We start from the raw sequence: 12,118 nt of genomic DNA, 5'->3' as shown, positions 1-12,118 counted from the left end.
AGCCGCGCCCCGCCTGGGTTTATTCGGCATTCATTGTTATTATCCATCGCAACAATCAGAAAAAGCGCATTTTCATTCCCGACCCGATGATGCAGTGTGTTCCCCCTATGATGAAAAAGGTTCTCATTTCCCTACGTTGAGCTTGGTCAAGGAGCTTATTAATGAATCAATTAGACGCACTCAAGCAGCTGACCACGGTGGTCGCCGACAGCGGCGATATCGAATCCATCCGCCAGTTCGAACCCCAGGACGCCACCACCAACCCTTCGCTGATCCTGAAAGCCGCCGCACTGCCGCAGTACAAGGCGCTGATCGCCGAAGCGCTGGATTACGCCCGTCGTCAGGGCGGTAGCAAGGAAACCCAGCTGATCAACGCCAGCGATAAGCTGGCGGTCAATATCGGCGTCGAGATCCTCAAAAGCGTGCCGGGCCGCATCTCCACCGAAGTGGACGCCCGCCTGTCGTTCGATCGCGGCATGTGCGTCGCCAAAGCGCGCAAGCTGATCGCCATGTATCAGGAACAAGGCATCGACAAATCGCGCATCCTGATCAAACTGGCTTCCACCTGGGAAGGCATCAAAGCCGCCGAAGAGCTGGAAAAAGAAGGCATCAACACCAACCTGACGCTGCTGTTCTCCTTCGCCCAGGCCCGCGCCTGCGCCGAAGCCGGCGTGTATCTGATCTCGCCGTTCGTCGGCCGCATCTATGACTGGTACCAGGCCAAACAGCCTGCCGCCGACTACGATGCCGATCAGGATCCGGGCGTGAAGTCGGTGCGTACCATCTATGAATACTACAAGCGTCATCGTTACCAGACGGTGATCATGGGCGCCAGCTTCCGTAAGGTTGAGCAGATTTTGGCGCTGGCCGGCTGCGATCGCCTGACCATCGCACCAAACCTTTTGGAACAGCTGAAAAACAGCGACCAGCCGGTCGAGCGCAAGCTGACCCCGTCTACCGAGGGCTTCCATCAACCTGCCCCGCTGGCTGAAGCGGAGTTCCGCTGGCTGCACAACCAGGACGCCATGGCGGTGGAAAAACTCGCCGAAGGCATTCGCCTGTTCGCCGTCGACCAGCAGAAGCTGGAAGACATGTTGGTCGCTCAACTGTAACCGTACTGGAGTTTCGTTATGTCTTCTCGTAAAGAGCTTGCCAACGCCATCCGCGCACTCAGCATGGACGCCGTACAAAAAGCAAATTCCGGCCACCCGGGTGCCCCTATGGGCATGGCGGACATCGCCGAAGTCCTGTGGCGTGACTACCTCAACCACAACCCGACTAACCCGCACTGGGCTGACCGCGACCGTTTCGTGCTCTCCAACGGCCACGGCTCCATGTTGATTTACAGCCTCCTGCACCTCACCGGCTATGACCTGCCGATGCGCGAGCTGGAAAACTTCCGTCAGCTGCACTCCAAAACCCCAGGGCACCCGGAGTACGGCTACACCCCAGGCGTTGAAACCACCACCGGCCCGCTGGGCCAGGGTATCGCCAACGCCGTCGGCTTCGCCATCGCCGAACGCACCCTGGCGGCGCAGTTCAACCGCCCGGGTCACGACATCGTTGACCACCACACCTACGCCTTCATGGGCGACGGCTGCATGATGGAAGGCATCTCACACGAAGTTTGCTCTCTGGCCGGTACCCTCAAGCTCGGCAAGCTGACCGCTTTCTACGATGACAACGGCATCTCCATCGACGGCCACGTCGACGGCTGGTTCACCGACGACACCGCCCTGCGTTTCGAAGCCTACGGCTGGCACGTGGTGCGCAACGTCGACGGCCACAACCCGGACGCCATCAAGGCCGCGATTGAAGAAGCCCGCAAGGTGACCGACAAGCCGTCGCTGCTGATGTGCAAGACCGTTATCGGCTTCGGCTCGCCGAACAAGGCCGGCACCCATGACGTGCACGGCGCCGCGCTGGGCGCCGCCGAAGTGGCCGCCACCCGCGAAGCGCTGGGCTGGAAATACGCCGCCTTTGAAATCCCGCAGGACATCTACGCCCAGTGGGACGCCAAAGAAGCCGGTCAGGCCAAAGAAGCGGCCTGGAACGACAAGTTCGCCGCCTACGCCAGGGCCTTCCCGGAGCAGGCTGCCGAGTTCAAGCGCCGCATGAACGGCGAGCTGCCGGCCGACTGGAAAGCCGACGCCAAGGCGTTCGTGGAAAAACTGCAGGCCAACCCGGCCAACATCGCCAGCCGCAAGGCATCGCAGAACGCGCTGGAAGCGTTCGGCAAGGTGCTGCCGGAGTTCCTGGGCGGCTCCGCCGACCTGGCGCCGAGCAACCTGACCATGTGGTCCGGCTCGAAAGCGCTGAACGTTGACCCGGCGGGCAACTACATTCATTACGGCGTGCGCGAGTTCGGCATGACCGCCATCACCAACGGCATCGCGCTGCACGGCGGCTTCCTGCCGTACTCGGCGACCTTCCTGATGTTCGTGGAATACGCCCGCAACGCGGTGCGCATGGCGGCGCTGATGAAGCTGCGCAACGTGTTCGTCTACACCCACGACTCCATCGGTCTGGGCGAAGACGGCCCGACCCACCAGCCGGTGGAGCAGTTGGCGAGCCTGCGCGTGACCCCGAACATGAGCACCTGGCGCCCGTGCGACCAGGTGGAGTCGGCGGTGGCGTGGCAGTACGGCATCGAGCGCAACGACGGCCCGACCACCCTGGTGTTCTCGCGTCAGAACCTGACCCAGCAGCCGCGCACCGCAGAGCAGCTGGCAAACGTGTACCGCGGCGGCTACGTGCTGAAAGACTGCGCGGGCACGCCGGACGTCATCCTGATTGCCACCGGCTCCGAAGTGGGCATCACGGTGGAAGCGGCGGACAAGCTGACCGCGGCGGGCCGCAAGGTGCGCGTGGTGTCGATGCCGTCGACCGACACGTTCGACAAGCAGGATGCGGCGTACCGCGAGTCGGTGTTGCCGGCGGCGGTAACGGCGCGCGTGGCGGTGGAAGCGGGTATTGCGGACTACTGGTACAAGTACGTGGGCCTGAACGGCGCCATCGTGGGCATGACCACCTTCGGTGAGTCGGCGCCGGCGGAGCAGCTGTTCGCCGAGTTCGGCTTCACCGTGGACAACGTGGTGGCCAAGGCGCAGGCGCTGCTGAAGTAAGCGGCCTGGCGCAAGCCGATAAAAAAGCCGGTCATCGTGACCGGCTTTTTTTATGCCATCACCCGATGAATCTGCAAATATTGCAGCAGCATGATGGTCTTGCCGTCTTTAATGCGGCCGTCGGCGATCATCGCCACCGCTTCGCTGAACGGCAGTTCGATCACTTCGATATCTTCATCTTCAATGCCGCCGCCGGCCGCGCGCCGCTCATCGTCATGGTATTCGGCGATAAAGAAGTGCACGATCTCGGTCACGCCGCCCGGCGACATGTAGGCTTCGAAGATTTTCTTGACCTCGCTCACCTGGAAGCCGGTTTCCTCCACCGCTTCGCGGCGCGCGCACTGCTCCGGCGAATCGGCGTCCAGCAGGCCGGCGCAGGCCTCGAGCAACATGCCGCTTTCGTTGCCGTTGACATAGGTCGGCATGCGGAACTGGTTGGTCAGCACCACCGTGCCCTTGGCGCGGTTGTACAGCAAAATGGTGGCGCCGTTGCCGCGATCGTAGACCTCACGCACCTGTTGCACCGAACCGCCGTTTTTGCGTTTCAGATCGAACGTGTACTTGTGCAGCACATACCAGTTGTCCGACAGCAGCTCTTTCTTCACATTCTCAATTTTCGACGACATGCCCTTTTCCCTTGAGTAGCAACCTGAAGATCATACCGCGATTGCGCCGCGCCGCGGCAGACGATTTGCAACAAAACATCATCTCTCCCAACGGTACCCCAACCTGAAATCATCTTAAAGTAAGTACATCTAAGTAGCGGAAAACCTGAAAAAAAACCATAAGGAAGAGCGCCAATATCATCCTAATAACACGCGCCTACTTTATTTTTCAACGCCTCTTTAGGGAAAACCAACGTGAAACTGACTCATCGCTGCTTGTTACCGTTAAGCCTTTTATTGATGGCCAGCGCCGGCGCCCACGCGGCGGACTGCGCCAACGTGCCGGAATGGACGGCTAAAACCTACGCCATCAAAGGCACACAGGTCATCAAGGACAATGCGCTGTTCGCCAATAAATGGTGGGCAGAAAAGCACCATATCCCCGGCGTAGCCGGTTGGGTCGGCGAACCCTGGCAAAACCTCGGCCAGTGTACCGCCCAGGAAGCCCCCTGGTGGCAAGCCTACGCCGAGCAGGAGGGATTCAACGATGCGCTGCGTTACATCGGCACCAGCCTGGACGCGCTGAATCAAGACGCCGAACAGGCGCTGGCGGACTCGCAAGATGCCCGCACGCCGCTGTATTGGCTCAAGCGCACCATGCAGATGTACCCGTCAGACACGCCAAATGTCTACCGGCTGCCGATCGTTCACGCCGCAAGTTGGTACAACTCCTTGTATGGCAGCATGGCGCGCGGAATTTTCTTCTACACCCGCACGCTGGGGAATCAGGGCGACAGCGTCACGATCAAGACCGGGGCCATTCCGGCAGGCAGCTCATGTTTTGCGGCGACCAGCGCCCGTTTCGATAATGTCGACAGCATCTACTCGGAAAAACGAAAGCTTGATGCCAACAAGGAGACCACTTATACCTTCGCGCAAACCGGCGTACTGGCCTTAGGCTGCAGCCATCCGCAAAAACAGCAAAACGGCGAATTGGTCCGGTTTGAGGTGAGCGGCGGGGGCGACAGCAACCTGCACATTCTCGGTCAAAATACGCAAGGCGACTGGGAGCAACAGAAGGCCGGCGCCAGCATCCTGGGCGGCGTCGTGTTGTATGACGGTAAATCCAATCACTTCGTACCGAAGAAAATCACCGACAAAACGCAGGAGATCATCAATAAATCGCTGGGGGAAAGCCTCAGCATTGCCGCGCTGTATGAAGCGGTGAACGGCATGGATGGTACCCACTAGATGTTCACGGCGTCACAGGGCTCCCTGTTCCTCAACTACAGCAAATGCTGCAGCGCGGAATACCGCGAGGGCGCGGTCAACGTCGGTTTCTTCGCCGACAAGACCACCCGCGCCAATGCCGCTCACTGGGGGCTCTGGCACGAACTGGGGCACGAGAACGAGCCGCAGTGGGAATACAACGTGTTCCCCGAAGTGCAGGTCAACCGCTATTCGGTACTGGCCTGCCGCATGCTGTCGGAACGTAACGATTTTGACTATGGCCCGACCTGCAAACTGGGGGCAGACAAAGAGTGGGATCGGGATGCGGTGCGTAAGTTCCTCGCTTCGGAAGTGCGCTACGACGAGTTCCCGAAGCAGCAGCACGATCTCGCACTGGGATTCTTTACCCATCTGCTGCACGCTTATGATGAATCCTTCTTCCCGCGCATCAATCAGGAACGGTTGAAGCAGGCCTTCGCGGCACCGGGTAACACCATGCAGGATAAATATAAATACGTCTTCGGCACGCCGCAGAAGGTCATCGACTTCAGCGTGGTCGTCTACAGCCGGGAGGCGGGGCAGGATCTGCGCGAGTACTTTACCCGCTGGGGGTTGCGCTTCAGCGATGCTGCGGCGAAACAGGTTGCCGCGATGCATCTGCCGACGCCTTGACCGACAGTGACAAAAACCGCCGACGAGGAGCCTTGCGCAAGATTTGATCCACGCTAAAGACAAATCGCCGGAGGAAACCAGCCCGCCGCTGAACATCGGCGGGCATTTCGCTATTCATTTGATTATACGACGACAATTGTTCCCGTTTTGTTGACAACTTGATACAAATCGCGGTGCATTTTAGTTGCAAAAGTTATAGTTTTGCTTTCGAATGAAACTGGCGAAGCGCCTCACCTGAGAGAAGGATCCGTGATTGCTTGTTAAACGTTCCGTGACCGGCAGCCTGGCCAGAGCGCTGTTCGGCATCGTGATACTGTCGGTGCTCGCCACCGGGTTGGCGTTGACCACCGTCGCCGGCAGCCAGAGCGACGCCGAAGCGATCAATATCGCCGGTTCGCTGCGCATGCAAAGCTACCGGCTGGCCTTCGATCTCGACCAGCAGAGCCCGGAGCTGGAGCTGCACCTGCAGCAGTACCGGCAATCTTTACAGGCGCCGGCGCTGCAAAAGCTGGCGCGGTTTTACGTACCGGCCGAGGTGCGGAATCACTATCTGGCGCTGCAACGGGCATGGCAAACGATGGAGCGCCAGATCCGCGGCGGGCAGGCGGCCGCCTACCGGGCGGAGGTCGCCGGCTACGTCAACCGCGTCGATCATTTCGTTTCTGCCCTGCAGCGCTATTCCGAGCTGAAACTCACCCTGGTGGCCGCCGTCAGCGTGATCGGTTACGCCGCCATCATCGGCCTGGTGCTGTTCTGCATTCGCTTTATGCGCCGCCAGGTGGTCACGCCGCTGCAGCATCTGGTCGACGCCAGCCAGCGCGTGCAGCAGCGCGACTTCAGCCACTCGCAGCTGGACGTGGCGCTGCCGAACGAGCTCGGCGTGCTGTCGCAAACCTTCAGCGCCATGTCGGACGAGCTGGCCCGACTCTATCAGTCGCTGGAGCTGAAAGTGCAGGAAAAGACCCGGCGCCTGCAGCAGGCCAACGAAACGCTGGAGGTACTGTATCGCTGTTCGCAGGCGCTGAGCGTGCGCCAGATCGATCAGCAGGCGTTCGAGAATGTGCTGCGCATTGTGCGCCAAAGCGAACGGCTGCGCTGCATCCGGCTGAACGTGGCGGACGACCACGGCCAATGGCAACTGAACGAAGGGGAAGCGGCGCCGACGCAAGCCTGGAACACGCTGCCGATCACCCAGAGCGACAAACCGCTTGGCGAGCTGCGTTGGCAGCCCGAGGCGCACCCGCCGCATCCTCATCTGATGCAGAGCCTGGCCAACATGCTGGGCCGCGGCGTCTACTTCAACCGGGCGCAAAAGCAGCACCAATATTTGCTGTTGATGGAAGAGCGCGCGACCATCGCCCGCGAGCTGCACGATTCGCTGGCGCAGACGCTGTCGTTCCTGCGCATTCAGCTTACGCTGCTCAGGCGCGCCACCGATGCGCCGGCGGCGCAGGTGATTATCGACGATTTCGATCGCACGCTGGCCGATGCCTATCGCCAACTGAGAGAATTACTGGCCACCTTCCGTCTCAATATTCAGGAGGCGGACCTGAACGCCGCGCTGGAGCAGCTGTTGCAGCCATTAAAGGCTCTAACCCCCGCGCGGATTCAGTTACACTGTCGGCTACCTTCGCAGGCGCTCAATGCCCAGCAGCAGGTGCACGCGCTGCAGATCGTGCGCGAGGCGGTGCTCAATGCCGTCAAGCACGCCGGGGCGAATGAAATCACCCTGTGTTGCGAAGTCAACGCCGCAGGCGACAACGTATTCAGCATTATCGACGACGGTTGCGGCATCGCCAGTCTGGAGGAACCGGAAGGGCACTACGGCTTGACCATCATGAGTGAACGCGCGGCGCGATTGGGAGGAACGCTGCACATTCGGCGCAGAAACGGCGGCGGCACGGCGGTCTGCCTGACATTCCCGCCCTGACCTCGCCGCTGTTCACTTTGCGTTACGGCTGCCGCCGGGCAGAAGGCCGCCCGGGGAGGTTTGCGGCGAAGATTGCCGCTATTTTTGAAGAGACAGTCCCACTGTGAAGCACGCCCCAGGGCGCGTTTGAGTGGCTTTACTTGCTACAGGGAGCATATTTCATGGTGATGAAGCAATACCGAGTCATGATCGTTGACGATCATCCGTTGATGCGGCGCGGCATCAAACAACTGCTGGGACTGGATGCGCGATTTGGCGTGGTGGCAGAGGCCGGCAACGGCAGTGAGGCGGTTGCGCTGGCACTGCAGCACACGCCGGACGTGATTTTGTTGGATCTGAACATGAAAGGCATGTCCGGGCTGGACACGCTGCGGGCCCTGCGCGACGAAGGCGTGGATGCGCGCATCATCGTGCTGACGGTTTCCGACGCGCGCAGCGATCTGTATGCGCTGATCGACGCCGGCGCAGACGGCTACCTGCTGAAGGATAGCGAGCCGGAACAGCTGCTGGAACACATCAGCGCCGCCGCCGAAGGGCAGAACGTGATCAGCGACGCCATGGCCGACTATTTGTTGGCGCGCGGCGAGCAACGCGATCCCTTCGCCGCCTTGACCGAACGCGAGCTGGACGTCTTGCAAGAGGTGGCGCGCGGCCTGTCCAACAAGCAGGTGGCGGCGCAGTTGCATATCTCTGAAGAAACCGTGAAGGTGCACATCCGCAACATACTGCGCAAGCTGGACGTGCGTTCTCGCGTGGCGGCGACGGTGATGTACCTGGAGCACAAAAGTCAATGATCGCCCCGCCCCGGCCAATGCGCCGGGGCAGCTTACTCGATGGCGCTGAGCAGCGCCTGATGATGCTGGTGCACCCAGCTCTTGTTGAACGGCCCCCAGCTTTCCAACTGATAAAAACCGTCGTTGTTGCGCACGCCCTGCTGCACGAACTGCAGCTCGACGCCCATGCCGGGCAGCGCCTTCAGCACATCCTGCAACGTGCGGCGCGGCCAGCCGGTCAGCGCCATCAACCGCGGCACATTGGGCCGCTCACTGTGGCTGATCAGCCAGCACAAATAAAGCCGACGGGCAAATACCGGGTTAATTCCCATGCCAAGCTCCTGCTGTAAGGTAAGTCCAGTTTTTACTTTCCGGTTCCCTGCGGCGAAGAGATGCGCAAGGCCTTTGATAGTAATAAAAATGTCTTAATAGCGTACAATTACCGACGCCAGTACACCCACGCCGTTTTCCGCTACCGTTATTTACACTATCTCCTTTTTTTCTCCACGCTTTCCTCGGCTATCCCGAGTAAAGTGCAATAGCGCCGGAATCCTTCCCTGCCGCTGAAATGCATAATTCTGATGCGTTTTAAAGATAGAACAAGTCATAACGAGGTTCGCGCTGCATGGCCAATTTTTTTATTGATCGCCCGATTTTTGCCTGGGTGCTGGCAATTATTCTTTGCCTGACCGGGGCGTTGGCGATTTCTTCCCTACCGGTAGAACAATACCCGAATTTGGCGCCGCCGAACGTGCGCATCAGCGCAACTTACCCAGGTGCTTCGGCGCAAACGCTGGAAAACACCGTTACCCAAATCATTGAGCAGAATATGACCGGCCTCGACAACATGATGTATATGTCGTCGCAGAGCACCAATACCGGCCAGGCCACCGTCACGCTGACGTTCGAAGCCGGCACCGATCCCAACGAGGCGATGCAGCAGGTGCAAAACCAGCTGCAGGCGGCGATCAAACGTCTGCCGCAGGCGGTGCAGAATCAGGGGGTCACGGTGTCGAAATCCGGCGACACCACGCTAATGATGGTGGCGTTCGTCTCCACCGACAACAGCATGGACAAGCAGGACATCGCCGATTACATCGTCTCCAACCTGCAGGATCCGCTCAGCCGCATCAACGGCGTCGGCAGCATGGACGTGTACGGCTCGCAATACGCCATGCGCATCTGGCTCGATCCCAACAAGCTCAACAGCTACCAGCTCACGACCCAGGACGTGGTCAAGGCCATTCAGTCGCAGAACGCCCAGGTGGCAGTCGGCCAGCTGGGCGGCACGCCGTCGGTCGACAAGCAGGCGCTGAACGCCACCATCAACGCCCAGTCGCAGCTCCAGACGCCGGAACAGTTCCGCCAGATTACGCTGCGGGTCAATCAGGACGGCTCGCTGGTGACGCTGGGCAACGTCGCCACCGTCGAACTGGGCGGCGAGAATTACAACTACCTCAGCCGCTACAACGGCATGCAGGCCGCTGGCATGAACATCAAGCTGGCCTCCGGCGCCAACGAACTGCAGACCGACCAGCTGGTGAAGGACAAGATCGCCGAGCTGTCGCAGTACTTCCCACACGGGCTGGAGGCCAAGGTGGCCTATGAAACCACCCCGTTCGTCAAAGCCTCGATCAAGGACGTGGTGAAAACGCTGCTGGAAGCCATCCTGCTGGTGTTCCTGGTGATGTACCTGTTCCTGCAGAACTTCCGCGCCACGCTGATCCCCACCATCGCCGTGCCGGTCGTGCTGATGGGCACCTTCGCCATCCTTTCCGCCTGCGGCTTCAGTATCAATACCCTCACCATGTTCGCCATGGTGCTGGCGATCGGCCTGCTGGTGGACGACGCCATCGTGGTGGTGGAAAACGTCGAACGCGTGATGAGCGAGGAAGGCCTGCCACCGCGTGAGGCCACGCGCAAATCCATGGGGCAAATCCAGAGCGCGCTGGTCGGCATCGCGCTGGTGCTGTCGGCGGTATTTGTGCCGATGGCGTTCTTCGGTGGCACCACCGGCGCCATCTATCGCCAGTTCTCCATTACCATCGTCTCCGCCATGGTGTTGTCAGTGCTGGTGGCGATGATCCTGACCCCGGCCCTGTGCGCCACGCTTCTCAAACCGATCGCCAAGGGGCACCATCACGGCAAGCGCGGCTTCTTCGGCTGGTTCAACCGCATGTTCAACCGCAACGCCGAACGCTATGAGCGCGGCGTGGGGCGGATCCTGCACGCCAGCGGCCGCTACATGGTGATTTATCTGCTGTTGCTCGGCGGCATGGCGCTGCTGTTCATCAAGCTGCCGACCTCGTTCCTGCCGCAGGAAGACCGCGGTATCTTCACCGTACAGGTGCAACTGCCGGCGGGCTCCACCCTGCAGCAAACCTCTAAGGTGGTGGAAAAGGTCGAGCAGTACTTCCTGACCGAAGAGAAACAGGATGTGGTGTCGGTGTTCGCCATCATCGGCTCCGGCCCGGGCGGCAACGGCCAGAACGTGGCGCGCCTGTTCGTGCGATTGAAAGACTGGGATCTGCGCACCTCGGGCGCCAACAGTTCGTTCGACATCATCGATCGCGCCACGCTGGCATTCAACAAGATTAACGAAGCGCGGGTGATCGCCAGCAGCCCGCCGGCGATCACCGGCCTCGGCAACTCCTCCGGCTTCGATATGGAGTTGGAAGACCACGCCGGGCTCGGCCACGCCAAGCTGATGGCGGCGCGCGATCAGCTGCTGCAGCTGGCCGGGCAAAACCCGCTGCTGTCGCGCGTGCGCCACAACGGCCTGGACGACAGCCCGCAGCTGCAAATCGATATCGATCAGCGCAAGGCCCAGGCGCTGGGCGTGTCTATCGACGACATCAACAACACCCTCTCCACCGCTTGGGGCTCGACCTACGTCAACGACTTCGTCGACCGCGGCCGGGTGAAAAAAGTCTACGTGCAGGCCGCGGCGCCGTTCCGCATGCTGCCGGATGACATCAACAAATGGTATGTACGCAACAGCGCAGGCGGCATGGTGCCGTTCTCGGCCTTCGCCACCTCACACTGGGAGTACGGCTCGCCGCGGCTGGAGCGCTATAACGGCAGCTCGGCGCTGGAGATCGTCGGCGAGGCGGCCAACGGTGTCAGCACCGGCACTGCCATGGCGGAAATGGAGAAACTGGTCAGCCAACTGCCGACCGGCTTTGGCCTGGAATGGACCGCAATGTCCTATCAGGAACGGCTGTCCGGCTCACAGGCGCCGGCGCTGTACGCCATCTCGCTGCTGGTGGTGTTCCTGTGCCTGGCGGCGCTGTATGAGAGCTGGTCGATCCCGTTCTCGGTGATGCTGGTGGTGCCGCTGGGGGTGATCGGCGCGGTCGCCGCCACCTGGCTGCGCGGCCTGGAGAACGACGTTTATTTCCAGGTTGGCCTGCTGACCATCATTGGGCTGTCGGCGAAAAACGCCATTCTGATCGTCGAGTTCGCCAATGAGCTGAACCATAAAGGGCAGGATCTGATGTCCGCCACGCTCGATGCGTCACGCATGCGTCTGCGGCCGATCCTGATGACCTCGCTGGCGTTTATCTTCGGCGTGCTGCCGATGGCCACCAGCAGCGGCGCCGGTTCCGGCAGCCAGCATGCGGTCGGCACCGGGGTCATGGGCGGCATGATCTCCGCCACCCTGCTGGCCATTTTCTTCGTGCCGCTGTTCTTCGTACTGGTGCGCCGCCGTTTCCCGGGTAAAGCGCATCCGGCAGGCAATACGACGGCCGCCGGGGACTGACCCGCGGGATATAAAAAAAG

The 12,118-nt window shown here is 60.7% G+C and carries 9 protein-coding genes; 7 read left to right on the top strand and 2 right to left on the bottom strand.

Going from position 1 to position 12,118, the window contains the following annotated elements; translation table 11 throughout:
* Positions 1–161 precede the first annotated feature (161 nt).
* Entirely contained in the window at positions 162–1,112 is a 951-nt protein-coding gene (gene tal / locus ACUXAC_RS01010; RefSeq protein WP_060419797.1) for a transaldolase, read from the top strand.
* Between the two features lie 18 nt (positions 1,113–1,130).
* Positions 1,131–3,125: a transketolase gene (gene tkt, locus ACUXAC_RS01005; RefSeq protein ID WP_421115175.1), complete on the top strand. Its 1,995-nt coding sequence runs from the start codon at positions 1,131–1,133 to the stop codon at positions 3,123–3,125.
* 50 nt (positions 3,126–3,175) lie between these two features.
* Here tkt and nudK read toward each other — a convergent pair whose 3' ends face one another.
* A complete protein-coding gene (gene nudK / locus ACUXAC_RS01000; protein ID WP_025303814.1) occupies positions 3,176–3,751 on the bottom strand; it encodes a GDP-mannose pyrophosphatase NudK in 576 nt (191 codons plus the stop codon).
* 234 nt (positions 3,752–3,985) lie between these two features.
* Between nudK and ACUXAC_RS00995 the strand changes: the two genes are divergently transcribed.
* From ACUXAC_RS00995 to ACUXAC_RS00980, 4 genes are all read left to right on the top strand, one after another.
* Entirely contained in the window at positions 3,986–4,981 is a 996-nt protein-coding gene (locus tag ACUXAC_RS00995) for a hypothetical protein (RefSeq protein WP_387444898.1), read from the top strand.
* Positions 4,982–5,632: a M60 family metallopeptidase gene (locus tag ACUXAC_RS00990; protein WP_387444896.1), complete on the top strand. Its 651-nt coding sequence runs from the start codon at positions 4,982–4,984 to the stop codon at positions 5,630–5,632. It begins immediately after the preceding gene.
* A 253-nt stretch (positions 5,633–5,885) separates the two neighbouring features.
* Positions 5,886–7,562, top strand: coding sequence for a nitrate/nitrite two-component system sensor histidine kinase NarQ (narQ, locus tag ACUXAC_RS00985; RefSeq protein WP_084827297.1), 1,677 nt, complete (start codon positions 5,886–5,888; stop codon positions 7,560–7,562).
* A gap of 161 nt (positions 7,563–7,723) precedes the next feature.
* Complete coding sequence (locus ACUXAC_RS00980; protein WP_049197963.1) at positions 7,724–8,356, top strand: response regulator; 633 nt, start codon at positions 7,724–7,726, stop codon at positions 8,354–8,356.
* 32 nt (positions 8,357–8,388) lie between these two features.
* On the opposite strand, the gene ACUXAC_RS00975 is transcribed toward ACUXAC_RS00980, so the two are convergent.
* The gene (locus ACUXAC_RS00975; RefSeq protein WP_004941750.1) at positions 8,389–8,667 is read right to left on the bottom strand and encodes a winged helix-turn-helix domain-containing protein; all 279 of its coding nucleotides are present in this window, start codon (positions 8,665–8,667) and stop codon (positions 8,389–8,391) included.
* Positions 8,668–8,960: 293 nt separating this feature from the next.
* Between ACUXAC_RS00975 and acrD the strand changes: the two genes are divergently transcribed.
* The gene (acrD, locus tag ACUXAC_RS00970) at positions 8,961–12,098 is read left to right on the top strand and encodes a multidrug efflux RND transporter permease AcrD (RefSeq protein ID WP_060441179.1); all 3,138 of its coding nucleotides are present in this window, start codon (positions 8,961–8,963) and stop codon (positions 12,096–12,098) included.
* Positions 12,099–12,118 lie beyond the last annotated feature (20 nt).

The organism is Serratia sp. 121840015-1, from assembly GCF_053627655.1.
This window is presented reverse-complemented; position numbering and strand designations above follow the sequence as displayed.